A 14,412-nucleotide genomic window follows, 5' to 3' on the forward strand; every position below is an offset into this window, starting at 1 on the left:
GGATCCGGGCATGTGAGGGTCGTTCAAGACGGATCTGACACCTTGGTTCAGCTGGATTCGAACGGCGCGGGCGGTGGTGAGAACTTCGCAACGGTAGTGCGTCTCCTGAATGTACTGGCATCTGGTCTCATTTCGCCAAACTTCTTGCCTGGGTTTAGTTCAGACGGGATCGGATTGACCTTGGTCGGCTCTGTCGGTCCTGATGCGATTGTCGGTACGGTCGGCAACGACTTTATTTTCGGGGAAAGCGGAAAGGATGTTCTCCGGGGCGATGATGGGGCAGACACGCTGTTCGGAGGAGACGCAAACGATCTGCTCTACGGAGAGATCGGAGCTGATATCGCTGACGGGGGGAACGGAAACGACTCGGTGTTTGGCGGCGATGGGGCGGATGATCTGTCCGGCGGCGAGGGTTCCGACAAGCTCTACGGTGACGCTGGAGCGGACTTCTTACAAGGTGGTGCGGGCAGCGATCTGGTTGATGGCGGCTTGGACTCCGACGTCCTCGCGGGAGGCGACGGCAACGACAATCTCAACGGTGGGTCAGGAGACGACACGCTGATCGGTGGGACGGGAAATGACGTCTTCTACGTGGACTCCTTAGGTGACAACGTCTCTGAAAATGCGGACGAGGGTTACGATATCGTCCGATCAGCGATCAGCTTCTCCCTCGCCGCGTCGCCGGACGTGGAAGCGTTACAGCTCCAAGGCGTCGGTGACATCGACGGCACTGGGAACGCGCTCGCCAACAACCTTCTCGGCAATGATGGAAGCAACAGGCTCGCCGGGGCCGCTGGCGTCGACACGATCAACGGCGGCGACGGCAACGACATTATCGTCGGCGGCGTCGGGAACGACTTGCTGACGGGAGGCGCGGGCGCGGACACGGTCTTGGTCGGCCAGGACTCCATCCACATCGGGGGGACGCTGGAATCCGACCGCCTCTATGACTTCGATGTCTCTTCGGGGGACCGGGTCGACCTTTCGGCCATCGATGCCAACGCCGGCCTTGGCGGAGATCAGCAATTTGCGTTTGTGTCGGCCTTCACGCACGTGGCAGGGCAGGCGACGCTGATTTATGTGTCCAGCCAGGACGTGACCTATCTGCGACTGGATGTGACCGGCGACGGCGTCACCGACTATCAGCTGAGAATCTCCGGAGATGTCTCCGGAACCTCGGGGAGCGTCGTCGTCGCGACCGACCCGCCGGCCAATGGCGGCTGGATTCTCTAGCTACGCACCGGAGCCGACGCATACGCGCCTGCGCTTTGGCGTGTCCGCGCCTGATCCGTATCCACTTTCATAGGTGCCCTCCTGAATCGCCACATCCTCACAGGCGCTCCCGGCGCCGGCAAAACCGTCATCCTGCGCGGCCTCGAACGCGCCGGCCTCGCGGTGGTCGAGGAGGCGGCGACCGACGTCATCGCCTGGGCCGACGCCACCGGTGTCGAGCGACACTGGGAAGACCCCGGCTTCTGCGACGCCATCCTGGATCTGCAGCAGCAGCGCGAAGCCAACGCCCCGCCCGGGACCGTGATTTTCGACCGCTCGCCGGTCTGCACCCTGGCGCTGTCACGCTTCCTGGGCCGCGAACCCTCGGCCGCCCTGCTGCTCGCCGCGACGGCGTGCCGCGACCGCTATGTCCGGGAGGTGTTCTTCGTGGAAAGCCTGCCGACCATCGTCAACACCTCAGCCCGCCGCATCAGCCTGGAGGACGCCCGCCGGTTCGGCCATTTTCACCGGCAGGTCTATGCCGAGCTTGGCTTTGACTTCATCGACATTCCGTCCGCCCCGCCGGCCGAACGGCGCGACCTCGTCCTCGCCCACCTGCGCTAGCCGGGTGGAGTCTTGGCCAGGCACCATTTGACCTGGGCCTGGCGCGGACCGTCGGCATTGAGCTTGGACTCGGAGACCGTGGCGAACACCTTGCCCTGGATGAAGGCGCCCGGGTGTTCGCCGGCCCGGCGAGCGGCGTCCTCGACCCAGGCGATCCCGCCGGCTTCCAGGGCGTCACGGTCAAAGGGGCTGGCGAATTTCTCCTCCTGGATCAGGTACTTCTCCATGTAGATGGCGGCGGCGCAGTGCAGCGAACGACTGGCCGGGTCACTGGACAGCCCGACAGACATCGGACCGCCCTGGCCGACGGCCCCGCCCGCGAGGGACAAGGCCGACAGAACGGCGGCGGTCAAAACTCGGATACGCATCTGGGACATCTCCATTTCTCGACGAGACCCTGCGGCGGGGCCGAGCTGGCCGCATGCCCAAATTCAGGGGCGGCCGCTCCGGCTCGCGCTTTCCGCTTGCGTCACTCCACGGTTTCGAACGATTGTTTGAACCAAGAACAGAACAATCGCTCGAGGAGACGCACCCCAATGGCCATCGATTTCGAAATCCCCGCCGAAGCCAAGGCGGTCCGCGAGAAGGTCCGTCAGTGGGTCGCCGATGAATGCATCCCGGCCGAGAAGCTGATCCACGACAAGGACAGCTACAAATCCGTCCTCGCCGACCTGCGCCAGAAGGCCCGCGCCCAGGGCCTGTGGCTCCCCTTCATCCCCACCGAATACGGCGGCATGGGCCTCGGCCCCCTGGCCAACGCCCTGGTGCAGATGGAACTTGGCAAGAGCCACCTGGGCGCCCTCAGCATGAACAGCCAGGGGCCCGATGACGCCACCATGCTGACCCTGCTGGCCCACGGCACCGAGTACCAGAAGGAGAAGTTCCTCAAGCCGCTGCTGAATGGCGACAAGCGCGTCTGCTACTCGATGACCGAGAAGGCCGCTGGCGCCGACGCCACCGGCATGCGCACCCGGGCGGTCAAGGACGGCAACGAGAACTACATCCTCAACGGCGAGAAGTGGTTCTCCAGCGCCGCCAGCGCCGCCGACATCGCCGTCGTCATGGCCCGCACCGACCCGGACGCGCCGCGCCACCAGCAGTTCTCGACCTTCATCGTCGAACTGCCCAACCCCGGCTACCGGATCATCCGCGACATCGGCACCATGGCCGCCGAAGGCCCGCTCAGCCACATCATGGGCGGCGGCCACAGCGAGATCGAGATCAAGGACCTGGTGGTCCCGGCCGAGAACCTGCTGGGCGGGGAGGGGCAGGGCTTCAACATGGGCCAGCACCGCCTGGCCTACGGCCGCCTGCGCCACGGCATGCACAACGTCGCCATGGCTCAGCGGGCGCTGGACATGGCCACAGAGCACGTCACAACCCGCGAAACCTTCGGTCGCAAGCTGAAGGACCGCCAGGGCGTCCAGTGGATGTTGGCCGACTGCGCCAGCGAGCTCTACATGGCGCGGCTGATGCTGATCCACATCGCCTACAAGGCCGAGAAGGGCATGGACCTGCGGCAGGAAAACTCCATCGCCAAGGTCTTCCTGGCCCACATGGTGCACAAGGTCGTCGACACCGCGATCCAGCTGCACGGGGCGCTCGGTTACTCCACCGACACCCCGCTGGCCCGCTGGTACACCCACATCCGCAGCCAGCGCCTGGTCGACGGGCCGGACGAGGTCCACCGCTGGACGGTCGGCCGCAACGTCATCAAGGCGTTCGAACGCGACGGCACCACGGCGGCGGCGGCCGGCGGGGATATTCTGTAGCCCAGCGCTGAACCCTTCCCCTCGAGGGGGAAGGGCGGGGTTGGGGTGTTCGCGCCGAGGCCGTCGGGTTGATCCCGATTGGGCGCCGACGCCTTCCGCGCCAGCCCAGGACACAGGCTGCCCACACCCCCACCCAACCCTCCCCCCTCGAGGGGGAGGGCTTTGGAGGAGCGATCATGGAACCCATCCTCGACCCCGACCTGCCGATCATCGATCCCCACCACCACCTGTGGGACCGCACCCTGCTGCTCGGCCAGCTCCCCCCGCCGACCCACCCCTTCGAGCAGATCATTCGCCGGGTCCCCCGCTACCTGCTCGACGAGCTCCTCGCTGACATGGGAGCCGGCCACAACATCATCGCCACCGTCTACATGGAGTGCGGCGCCTTCTATCGCCCGGACGGCCCGGCTCACCTCAAGCCCGTCGGCGAGATCGAAGCCGTCAACGGCCTGGCCGCCATCGCCGACAGCGGCGTCTATGGCCCGGCCAAGCCCAACGCCGGCATCGTCGGCCACGCCGACCTGACCCGGGGCGCAGCCGCCCGCGAAACCCTCGAAGCCCAGATCGCCGCCAGCCACCGCTTCCGCGGCATCCGCCACAGCGCCAGCCACGATCCGGACAGCAAGGTCCTCGGCCCCCTGGTCCGCCAGCCCGCCGGCCTTTACCTCGACAAGACCTTCCGCGAAGGCTTCGCCCAACTCGCCCCCCTGGGCCTCTCCTTCGACGCCTGGATGCTGGAGCCCCAGCTCCCCGACCTCATCGATCTGGCCAAGGCCTTCCCCGAGACCCAGATCGTCCTCGACCACGTCGGCACCCCGCTCGGCATCGCCAGCTATGAAGGCCGCCGCGAGGAGCGTTTCGATGTCTGGCGCACCAACATCCGCAAGCTGGCCGAACTCCCGAATGTCGCGGTGAAACTCGGCGGCCTGGCCATGGTCTTCCCCGGCTTCCCGTCGTGCCTGGCCGACCCGCCGGCCTCGTCGGAGCAGCTGGCGAAGGAATGGGGCCCCTACCTCGAAACCTGCATCGAGGCCTTCGGACCGACGCGCGGCATGTTCGAGAGCAACTTCCCGGTCGACATCCTCAGCTGCAGCTACGCCACGCTGTGGAACGCCTTCAAGGTCTTCGCCAAGAGCTACTCGGCCGACGAGAAGACGGCGCTGTTCAGCGGCACGGCCAACCAAATCTACAAACTCAACCTCTAAGCCCCCCGTCATCCCGGGCGCCCAGAGGGCGACCCGGGACCCAGGAGCCGCCCGCACCGACGATCACCGCCGCGGATGCCGAGCCCAGTTACCTGGGTCCCGGCTCTCCGCTGCGCTCCGGCCGGGATGACGGGCAGGGGGATGGCAGCCGTGCGGAGACTCCGCTACACGACCCCCTCATGACCAACGAAGACGTCCTTGAGGAATTCCGCGGCGCCGGCGCCCTGCGGGAAGGCCATTTCGTGCTGTCCAGCGGGCTGCACAGCCCGGTGTTCCTGCAGAAGAACCTGGTCTTCGCCCAGCCCGACCGCTGCGCCCGCCTGTGCAAGGCCCTGGCTGACAAGATCGTCGCCAATGTCGGCAAGCCCGATCTCTGCATCTCCCCGGCCGTCGGCGGCATCATCCCGGGCTACGAAACCGCCCGCCAGCTGGGCGTCACCTCCCTCTACGTCGAGCGCGAAGGCGGCCAGTTCAAGCTCCGCCGCGGCTTCTCCGTCGAGCCCGGCGACCGCGTGGTCATGGTCGAGGACATCGTCACCACCGGCCTGTCCAGCCGCGAATGCATCGCCGCCATCGAGGCTGCCGGCGCCACCGTCATCGCCGCCGCCTGCATCGTCGACCGTTCCGGCGGCCGGGCCGATGTTGGCGTGCCGCTCATCGCGCTGGCCACCCTCGACGTGCCGGCCTGGCCGGCCGACGCCCTGCCGCCCGAACTGGCCGCCATCCCCATCGAGGACCCGGGCAGCCGACGGCTGTCGAAGTAGCACCATCCTCCCACGCGAAGCGGGGGAGGGGGACCGCCCGCGCAGCGGGTGGTGGAGGGGGCGAGGGCCGTGCGCGAGTGTGTCCCTTCGCGCTCCGTCCAACGCCATACGTCAGCACTCCGTCACTCGCCCCTTCCACCACGACCTGCGGTCGCGGTCCCCCTTCCCCGTAAACGGGGAAGGATGGGTAAACGCCGTTCTCCCGGTAGCATTCGTTCCCCACATCGGGCAGTCTGACCGCCTGACAACCGGGGGATACTCATGCGCAGCCTGTTAAGCGCCGTCGCCGTCACGCTCCTAGCCGCCGGCCCGCTGGCCGCCCAGGTCCCGTCGCCCGACCGTCCGGTCACTGACCCCAAAACCGTCACCTCGCCGACCCGCCCGCCCGTCAGCCCGCTGCCCATCGAGGACATCGGCACGACGCGCGGCCTCTACCGCAGCGTCTGGAGCGCGGACGGCAAGCAGCTGTTCCTGTCCACCAACCTGACGGGCCGCTTCAACCTCTGGCGCATCGAAGCCGCCGGCAGTTTCCCGGTCCAGCTGACCCAGTCCGACGACGCCCAGTACGGCCAGGTCGTCAGCCGCGATGGCAAATGGCTCCTGTTCGAACAGGACACCGGCGGCAACGAGTACGCCGACATCTACCGCGTCCCAACGGCCGGCGGCGCGGTGGAGAACCTGACCAAAACCCCTGATCGCGGCGAGACCAACATGAAGGTCTCGCCGGCCGGCGACCTGATCGCCCTGTCGACCAAGCTCAAGTCCGAGGGCCAGACCAACCTCGCCGTCATGACGGCGGACGGCCAGGTGCGCAATCTGACCAGGGAGGCCGACCCGCAGTACAATTGGGCCGCCGTCGCCTGGACGGCCGATGGCAAGGCCCTGATCGCCAACCGCGCCACCATCGACGACAGCACCGGCGAGGTCTGGCGGGTGGACGTCGCCGACGGCAAGGCCACCCTGCTGCTCGGCAAGGCCAAGACCTTCTACGGCGCCTCGGGCGCCACGGCCGACGGTCGGATGATCTCGGTGACCACCGACGACAACGGCCAGATGAAGGCCGGCGTCTACGACAGCACGGCAAAGGCCTGGCGCTGGCTCAAGCCCACGCCCTGGGAGCAACTGGCCGGGCCCTTCACCCCGGACGGCAAGGCCCTGCTGTTCCGCATCAACGGCGATGGCCGCTCGACCATCTACCGCGTCGACCTGGCGACCATGGCCGAGACGGCCCTGACCCTGCCGCCCGGCGTCAACCGCATCGGCACGGACCGGCCCTTCTCGCCGGACGGCGGGACCCTGCTGGTCACTCACCAGGCGGCCAACACCCCGACCAACCTCTATGCCTACGATCTGGCCGGCGGAACCTCGCGGCCGCTCACCCAGCTGGCCATGGCCACCCTGGCGCCCGAGGCCCTGCCGACCTCGACCGTGATCGCCTACAAGAGCTTCGATGGCACCTTGATCAGCGCCGTCGTCACCCTGCCGCCCAACCTGAAGCGGGACGGCAAGAACCCGGCTATCGTCATGCCGCACGGCGGCCCGGCCGGTCAGTCTCTGGACGGCTTCAGCCAGTACGCCGCTGCCTTCGCCAGCCGCGGCTACATCGTCATCCAGCCCAACTTCCGGGGCTCGACGGGTTACGGCGAAGCCTTCCAGACCGCCAACTTCAAGGACCTCGGCGGCGGCGACCTGAAGGACACCATCGCCGCCAAGCACTTCCTCGTCGCCACCGGCTACGTCGACGCCAGGCGGGTCGGCATCTTCGGCGGCTCCTACGGGGGGTTCATGACCCTGATGGCCATCGGCAAGGCGCCCGACGAATTCGCGGCCGGGGTCCAGTGGTTCGGCATCATCAACTGGCGGACCATGTACAGCGACATGGACGAGTCCCTGAAAGCCTACCTGCGCACCCTGATGGGCACGCCGGAGAGCGATCCGGCCGCCTACGACGCCGCCTCGCCCCTGACCTACATCCGCAACGCCAAGGCCCCGCTGCTGACCATCCAGGGCGAGAACGACATCCGCGTCCCGCGCGGCCAGGCCCAGGAGGTGCATGACATCCTGAAGGCCCAGGGCAATGTGGTGGAAACGGTCTTCTATCCCGCCGAGGGGCACGGGTTCGAGAAGCGCGAGAACCAGCTGGACTCGCTGAAGCGGACGGTGGCGTGGTTCGACAGGTATTTGAAGCCGAAGGAGTAGGGCGGGCGGAGGGTCTTCACCCCTTCTCCGCGTCCTCCAGCGGCCCGATGTCCAGCGTCACCTCATCATCTTCCCGGCGCCGACATCGGTAGATGAATATGTCTAGACATAAGGATTCGGGCCCGCCTGACCGCAAGATCCGGTCCCGCCGAAACGTTGGCGCCGGCCTCACAAAGCCGGCCAACATTCCCCGCCTCGGGGCCAACGTCATGTCAACGCGGATGCCTACATTCACGAGCCTGGCGCCAACGGCCGTCTCACATGAAATCAATCGCTTCCGGACAGAACTTCCATCCGGAGCCCGCTCGACGGCTTGCAATGTTGCTATAATGGCCGCCGCTTCGTTTCGCCTGCCGCGCCGCCAAGGCTTCCGCCCGAGCGCCCCGCGCCCTAAGTAATCCGGACACTTCGGGACCTTCCGCCCATGACTCTGCGCCCCACGCCCCTGAGATTGGGCGTCAACATCGACCACGTCGCCACCATCCGCAACGCGCGGGGCGCCAGCTATCCCGAGCCGACCCGGGCGGCCGAGATCGCCCTGCTGGCCGGGGCCGACGGCATCACCGCCCATCTGCGCGAGGACCGCCGCCACATCTCCGACGCCGACATCGACGCCCTGGCCGACCTCTGCCGCAAGCGCGGCAAGCCGCTGAACTTCGAGATGGCCGTCACCGATGACATGGTCGCCATCGCCCTGGCGCACCGGCCGCACGCCGCCTGCCTGGTCCCCGAACGCCGCGAGGAGGTCACCACCGAGGGCGGCCTCGATGTCGTGCGCGGCGCCAACCGGGTCCGCGACGCCGTCCAGACCCTGAAAGCCGCCGGCAGCCGCGTCTCCCTGTTCATCGAGGCCGACCCCGCCCAGATCGACGCCAGCGCCGAGGCCGGCGCCCAGGTCATCGAACTGCACACCGGCGCCTTCTGCGACGCCGCCCGGGCCGGCGAGGGCGAGCGCGCCGCCGCCATCCTCGCGCGCCTGACCGCCGGCGCCGCCCAGGCGGCCCAGCTGGGCCTCGAGGTCCACGCCGGCCACGGCATCGACTACGCCACCGTCGGCCCCGTCGCCGCCATCCCCCAGCTGGCCGAGCTCAACATCGGCCACTTCCTGATCGGCGAGGCCATCTTCGTCGGCCTGGCCGAGGCCATCCAGCGCATGCGCCGGCTGATGGACGCCGCCCGCGCGCAGGCGGAGCAGGCCGCGTGATCATCGGCCTCGGCAGCGACCTCTGCGACATCCGCCGCATCGACAAGACCATGGCCCGCTTCGGCGACCGCTTCGTCCAGCGGCTCTACACCGACATCGAGCAGGCCAAGTCGGACCGCCGCAAGGACCGCGCCGCCTCCTACGCCAAACGCTTCGCCGCCAAGGAAGCCTGCGCCAAGGCGCTCGGCACCGGCGTGCCCCGCCGAGGCGTCCACTGGAAGGACATGGGTGTCGTCAATCTGCGCTCCGGCGCCCCGACCATGGCCCTGACCGGCGGCGCCGCCGACCGTCTGGCCCAGATCATTCCGGCGGGGCTGATCCCGCGCATCCACGTCACTCTGACGGACGATCATCCCTACGCGCAGGCCTTCGTCATCATCGAAGCCCTGACCCCGGCGGAGGCCGCCGCCGTTACGCCATGAACGCGAACTAACGGGCGCTCCGCTTGCTTGCGTAGTAAAGCCCGTCTAACCAGTCCCGCTGGGCTTTTCGCCCCAAGTCTTGAAGAGAATCACGCGCCGATGACCGACGCCACCGTGACCGACGGCCCGATGGAGCCGGGTGACACCCCGCCGCCGACCTTTATCCAGGAGGTCATCGAGATCGCCAAGACGGTGGCCTATGCGCTGCTGATCGCGCTGGTGCTGCGGATCTTCCTGTTCCAGCCCTTCACCATCCCGTCGGATTCCATGGAGCCCAACCTGCTCCACGGCGACTACATCATCGTCAACAAGTTCTCGTACGGCTACTCCAAGCACTCGATCCCGCTCAGCCCGCCGCTGTTCAAGGGCCGTATCTTCGGCTCCCAGGCCAAGCGCGGCGACATCGTGGTGTTCAAGCTGCCGGCCGACAACAAGACCGACTACATCAAGCGCGTCATCGGCCTGCCGGGCGACCGCATCCAGGTCCGGGGCGGGGTGCTGTACGTCAACGAAAAGCCGCTGCCCAATGTCCTGATGACCCGCGACGACAAGGCCGACATGGACCGCGTCCGTCGCCAGGAAACCAGCTACAACAACAAGACCTACGTCACCTACGCCGGCGCCGAATACGGCTACGTCAACAACACCGGCGTCTTCCTGGTGCCCCAGGGCCACTACTTCATGATGGGCGACAACCGCGACAACAGCCTGGATAGCCGCGTCGAGCCCAACTACGCCGCGCCCCGTCAGGGCGGCGTCGGCTTCGTCCCGGCCGAGAACCTGGTCGGCAAGGCCCAGATCATCCTGCTCAGCTGGTACCCGCCGTCGGAGCCCTACGACACCGGCAAGCGCCATGAAGGCGCCTCGCTGTTCAAGCCGTGGACCTGGTTTACCGAAGCCCGCCCGAGCCGGTTCTTCCGCATTCTCAAGTGAAGACTTGGCTGAAATGAACGCCCGGGTCCTGGCCGTAGAGGCGCTCGAACGCCGCATCGGCCACACCTTCGCCGACCGCGACTTGCTGGAGCGGGCGCTGACCCATTCCAGCGTCGGCGACGGGGCCATCAAGGTGCGCCATAACGAGCGCCTGGAGTTCCTCGGCGACCGGGTGCTCGGCCTGCTGGCCTCCGAACGGCTGCTGGCGCTCTATCCGGAGGCCAAGGAAGGCGAGCTGTCGCCCCGCCTGGCCAACCTGGTCAACGGCAAGGCCTGCGCCCGGGTCGGCCGGCGCCTGGAACTGGGCATAGCTCTGCGCATGAGCGGCTCGGCCACCAAGATGGGCGTGCGCGAGAACGACGGCGCACTCGGCGACGCCGTGGAGGCCCTGATGGCCGCCATCTACATCGACGGCGGGCTGGAGACGGCCCGGTCCTTCTTCCTCGCCGCCTGGGCCGACGAGTTCGACCATCTGGAAGCGCCGCGCTCCAAGGACGCCAAGACCCGGCTGCAGGAATGGGCCATGGGCCTGCGCCTGCCGATCCCGACCTATACGGTGGTCGACCAGTCGGGACCGGCCCATGCGCCGCGCTTCATTGTCGAGGTGGCGGTACGGGGCTATGAGAGCGAGCGCGGGGAGGGTGGGTCCAGGCGAGAAGCGGAAAAGGCTGCGGCGTTGATCATGCTGCTGAAACAGGAAGGCAAAGCATGACCCGGGCAGGTTTCGTCGCCATCATCGGCGCGCCCAACGCTGGCAAGTCCACCCTCACCAACCGGCTGGTTGGGGCGAAGGTGTCCATCGTCACCCAGAAGGTTCAGACCACCCGCTTCCCGGTGCGTGGTGTGGCCATGGCCGGCGAGGCGCAGATCATTCTGCTCGACACCCCCGGCATCTTTACCCCTCGCCGCAAGCTGGACCGCGCCATGGTCCGCAGCGCGTGGGCCGGGGCCGACGATGCCGACGCCGTGGTGCACCTGGTCGACGTCCAGGCCGAACTGGCCGTCCAGGACGGCAGCGCCAAGCCGGCCGACAAGCGCGGTGTCATCGACGTCCAGACCATCATCGAGAACCTGCAGGGTTCGAAAAAGCAGGTCATCCTCGCCCTCAACAAGATTGACGGCGTCAAGCGCGAGCGGCTGCTGGCCGTATCCCAGGCCCTGTTCGAGACCGGGGTCTACAGCGAGGTCTTCATGATCAGCGCGGCCGACGGCAACGGCGTCGAGGACCTGCGCGCCCGCATGGCCGAGCTGATGCCGGAGGGCCCCTGGCTCTACCCGGAAGACCAGACCGCCGACATCCCGGCCCGCCTGCTGGCCGCCGAGATCACCCGCGAGAAGCTCTACCTGCGCGTCCACGAGGAACTGCCCTACGCCGCAAGCGTCGATACCGTCTCCTTCGAGGAGAAGAAGGACGGCTCGGTGCGGATCGAACAGACCATCTATGTCGAGCGGGAGGGCCAGCGGGCCATCGTCATCGGCGCCAATGGCCAGACCCTCAAGTGGATTGGCCAGAAGAGCCGCGAGGAACTGACCGAGCTGTTCGAACGCAAGGTCCACCTGTTCCTGCACGTCCGGGTCCGCGAGAACTGGGCCGAGGAACGCGAGACCTACTCGGGCCTGGGACTGGATTTCGACGTCTAGGGGGACTGCGATGCGCCTGCTGGTTCTGATCTTTGCCCTGCTGGCGACGCCCGCCCTGGCGCTGCAGCCCGTCCCGCCCCAACCCGAAGCGTCGATAAGCGCCACCCTCGACGCCGTCCACGACGCCGCTTCCAAGGCTGATGGTCCCCGCTATTTCGCCCTCTACGCCAATGACGCCATCTACATCGGCACCGACGCCGCCGAACGCTGGAGCCTCGCCGAGTTCCGCGCCTTCGTCGAGCCCTATTTCGCCAAGGGCAAGGGCTGGACCTACAGACCTCGCGAACGCCACATCACGGTGACGAGCCACCCCTGCCGCTGCATCGCCTGGTTCGACGAACTGCTCGACAGCGAAAGCTACGGCACCAGCCGCGGCACCGGCGTTATGGTGCTGGAAGACGGCCAATGGAAGGTCGCCCAATACGCCCTGACCTTCCCGATCCCCAACGACCTGGCCCACGGCTTCACCGACCAGATCAAGGCGTTCGAGGCCAGGGCGAAGGCTAAGTAGCCGCTGCTCTCAACCCCATGAAGTAGGCCCGCCGTTCGGGCTCGAAATGCTCCAGCGCCGCCCGCAGAGTGGTCCGCGCCATCGTCGCGCCGTGCTTCTCCAGGAACGCCTCCAGCCTCGATCGGTCCTTGTCGCAGGTCCGTAGCGCCCAGCCGACCGCCTTGTGGGTCAGGTCGTGCGGGTCCTCCAGCAGGATCTCGGCGATGGCGTAGCTGTCGTCGTGGTCCCCTTTCAGGGCGAAGTGCAGGGTGGCCAGGATCGCCGTGCGCCGCTCCCAGAGGGTCTCCGACCGGGCCAGCCGGAAGAGCACATCCCGGGGCTTGTCGCGCAGGTACCGCCCGACGATCCGCCAGGCGGCCAGATCGACGAGGTCCCAGTTGTTGATCCGGTCATGCCGCCGCAGATAGAGCTCGTACAGGTCCTTCAGTCGCTCCGGCGTGCAGCCCTTGGCGGACCCCGCCTTGCCCATGATGCTCAGCGCGCCCGCCCGATCCTCATGGACATCGCTCTCCAGCAGCTTTTCCAGTTCCGGGACCGGCATGGCCAGATAGCTTTCGGAGACCTTGAACAGCGTCCCCATCTTCACGCCGATGAAGATGTCGCCCTCGCCGTAGTCGCCTTCGCCCGCCTTGAAGTAGCGCTGGATCTTGCGCAACTCCTCGTCGGACTGATGGGTCCGCAGCTCGGCCATGAAGGCCTGCGCGGTCAGGGCCATAGGGGCGAATCCTTCGGCCGACAGGCGACCTGCAACCGTTCCATGGCCAGGACGACCGGCGTCGCCTCCTCGCGGGACGCGAACCGCACGATCATCTTTGCTGTGCTGGTCCGTTCGCCGCTGGTGACCCAGACCAGAGCCTTGCCGCCCGCCTCGCCCAGTTCGATGCGGCGAACCTGGCCCCAGTCGATCACTCGGGTCATCCAACCGGCGCTGAACCGGCTCTCGCAGCGCTCGCCGGCAACGCCAACGACCCGGGCGTCCAGCTTGACCGGCCGATAGACGGCCGCCTTGCCGCCATAGAGATCATGCTCGAACTGGACCTCCCGTCCGCCAGCGAAGGCGCGCTCGATGATGGCGTGGTCGTTCGGCGCCGCCGCCACGCAGACCATGGCCGCCATCAGGATCGCAGCTCGCTTCAAGGCCTCGCCTCCACTCACGTCACAAGGTATCCCCTCCCCATGGAATGGGAAGATGAAGGCTATATCCTGTCGGCGCGGCCGCACGGCGAGACCGGGGCCATCGTCGACCTCCTGACCGAGCGCCACGGCCGCCAGGCGGCCCATGTCGCGGGTGGCTCGTCCCGCCGCCTCAAGTCGATCCTGCAGCCTGGCGCCAAGGTCCTGGCCGCCTATCACGCCCGGGTCGAGGGCCAGCTAGGGTCGGCCCGGATCGAGCCGATCGGGGAGGGCCCGTCCGAACTGTTCGATGACCGCCTGGCCCTTTCTGGTCTCGCCGCCGCCGCCGCCGTGGCCGCCGGCGCTCTTCCGGAGCGCGAGCCGCATCCGGGAGCCTTCCACGCCTTGGACGCCCTGATCGGGGCCCTGGCCATCCCCGATGTCTGGCCGGCCGTGTTCGTACAGTTCGAAGCTGGTTTGTTGAGCGAAATGGGCTTTGCCCTGGACCTCAGCAAATGCGCCTCGACGGGCGTTACCGAGGATCTGGTCTGGGTCAGCCCGCGTACCGGCCGCGCCGTCTCACGCGAGGCCGGCGAGCCCTACGCCGACCGACTGCTGCCGCTGCCGCCCTTCATGCTGTCGCCGCGCAACGGCCTCGGCGAGGGCGACATCCGCGCCGGCTTCGACCTGACCGGCCACTTCCTGGAGCAGTACGTCTTCGGCCCGCTCAACAAGCCGCTGCCGCCAGCCCGGGTCTGGCTGCTGGAACGACTGAGCGACGCAGGCCGCCTGTAGGCCCGCGTCGCCCGTCC

General features: G+C 67.5%; 16 protein-coding genes. 13 read left to right on the forward strand and 3 right to left on the reverse strand.

The window, feature by feature from the left end; all coding sequences use genetic code 11:
• Both AC2YG9_RS10855 and AC2YG9_RS10860 read left to right on the forward strand, forming a co-directional pair.
• On the forward strand, positions 1-1,233 hold a 1,233-nt coding region (locus tag AC2YG9_RS10855; RefSeq protein ID WP_487297992.1), incomplete at its 5' end, for a calcium-binding protein.
• Between the two features lie 93 nt (positions 1,234-1,326).
• Positions 1,327-1,836: an AAA family ATPase gene (locus tag AC2YG9_RS10860; protein WP_487298331.1), complete on the forward strand. Its 510-nt coding sequence runs from the start codon at positions 1,327-1,329 to the stop codon at positions 1,834-1,836.
• Here AC2YG9_RS10860 and AC2YG9_RS10865 read toward each other — a convergent pair.
• Entirely contained in the window at positions 1,833-2,204 is a 372-nt protein-coding gene (locus tag AC2YG9_RS10865; RefSeq protein WP_487297993.1) for a hypothetical protein, read from the reverse strand. The genes AC2YG9_RS10860 and AC2YG9_RS10865 overlap by 4 nt on opposite strands.
• Before the next feature lie 168 nt (positions 2,205-2,372).
• Here AC2YG9_RS10865 and AC2YG9_RS10870 point away from each other — a divergent pair, with 168 nt between their 5' ends.
• From AC2YG9_RS10870 to AC2YG9_RS10915, 10 genes are all read left to right on the forward strand, one after another.
• The gene (locus AC2YG9_RS10870; RefSeq protein WP_487297994.1) at positions 2,373-3,608 is read left to right on the forward strand and encodes an acyl-CoA dehydrogenase family protein; all 1,236 of its coding nucleotides are present in this window, start codon (positions 2,373-2,375) and stop codon (positions 3,606-3,608) included.
• A 176-nt stretch (positions 3,609-3,784) separates the two neighbouring features.
• Positions 3,785-4,813, forward strand: a complete 1,029-nt coding sequence (locus AC2YG9_RS10875) for an amidohydrolase family protein (protein ID WP_487297995.1) — start codon at positions 3,785-3,787, stop codon at positions 4,811-4,813.
• A 179-nt stretch (positions 4,814-4,992) separates the two neighbouring features.
• Positions 4,993-5,577, forward strand: coding sequence for an orotate phosphoribosyltransferase (gene pyrE, locus AC2YG9_RS10880; RefSeq protein WP_487297996.1), 585 nt, complete (start codon positions 4,993-4,995; stop codon positions 5,575-5,577).
• A 261-nt stretch (positions 5,578-5,838) separates the two neighbouring features.
• Positions 5,839-7,776 carry a S9 family peptidase gene (locus AC2YG9_RS10885; RefSeq protein WP_487297997.1) on the forward strand — a complete coding sequence of 646 codons (1,938 nt, stop codon included), beginning with the start codon at positions 5,839-5,841 and terminating at the stop codon, positions 7,774-7,776.
• A 424-nt stretch (positions 7,777-8,200) separates the two neighbouring features.
• Entirely contained in the window at positions 8,201-8,980 is a 780-nt protein-coding gene (locus AC2YG9_RS10890; RefSeq protein ID WP_487297998.1) for a pyridoxine 5'-phosphate synthase, read from the forward strand.
• The gene (acpS, locus tag AC2YG9_RS10895; RefSeq protein ID WP_487297999.1) at positions 8,977-9,402 is read left to right on the forward strand and encodes a holo-ACP synthase; all 426 of its coding nucleotides are present in this window, start codon (positions 8,977-8,979) and stop codon (positions 9,400-9,402) included. Before AC2YG9_RS10890 ends, acpS begins: the two co-directional genes overlap by 4 nt.
• Positions 9,403-9,501: 99 nt before the next feature.
• A complete protein-coding gene (gene lepB, locus AC2YG9_RS10900) occupies positions 9,502-10,335 on the forward strand; it encodes a signal peptidase I (RefSeq protein WP_487298000.1) in 834 nt (277 codons plus the stop codon).
• 13 nt (positions 10,336-10,348) lie between these two features.
• On the forward strand, positions 10,349-11,047 hold the full coding sequence (rnc, locus tag AC2YG9_RS10905; protein ID WP_487298001.1) for a ribonuclease III: 699 nt from the start codon (positions 10,349-10,351) through the stop codon (positions 11,045-11,047).
• Positions 11,044-11,976, forward strand: coding sequence for a GTPase Era (gene era / locus AC2YG9_RS10910; protein ID WP_487298002.1), 933 nt, complete (start codon positions 11,044-11,046; stop codon positions 11,974-11,976). Before rnc ends, era begins: the two co-directional genes overlap by 4 nt.
• A 10-nt stretch (positions 11,977-11,986) precedes the next feature.
• Positions 11,987-12,487, forward strand: a complete 501-nt coding sequence (locus tag AC2YG9_RS10915; RefSeq protein ID WP_487298003.1) for a nuclear transport factor 2 family protein — start codon at positions 11,987-11,989, stop codon at positions 12,485-12,487.
• Here the strand turns inward: AC2YG9_RS10915 and AC2YG9_RS10920 are convergent.
• Positions 12,480-13,202: a DNA alkylation repair protein gene (locus tag AC2YG9_RS10920; RefSeq protein ID WP_487298004.1), complete on the reverse strand. Its 723-nt coding sequence runs from the start codon at positions 13,200-13,202 to the stop codon at positions 12,480-12,482. The genes AC2YG9_RS10915 and AC2YG9_RS10920 overlap by 8 nt on opposite strands.
• Positions 13,193-13,624: a hypothetical protein gene (locus AC2YG9_RS10925; protein ID WP_487298005.1), complete on the reverse strand. Its 432-nt coding sequence runs from the start codon at positions 13,622-13,624 to the stop codon at positions 13,193-13,195. Before AC2YG9_RS10925 ends, AC2YG9_RS10920 begins: the two co-directional genes overlap by 10 nt.
• Before the next feature lie 39 nt (positions 13,625-13,663).
• Here AC2YG9_RS10925 and recO point away from each other — a divergent pair, with 39 nt between their 5' ends.
• Complete coding sequence (recO, locus tag AC2YG9_RS10930; protein WP_487298006.1) at positions 13,664-14,395, forward strand: DNA repair protein RecO; 732 nt, start codon at positions 13,664-13,666, stop codon at positions 14,393-14,395.
• Positions 14,396-14,412: the final 17 nt, after the last annotated feature.

This window comes from Caulobacter sp. SRI_014, assembly GCF_057586315.1.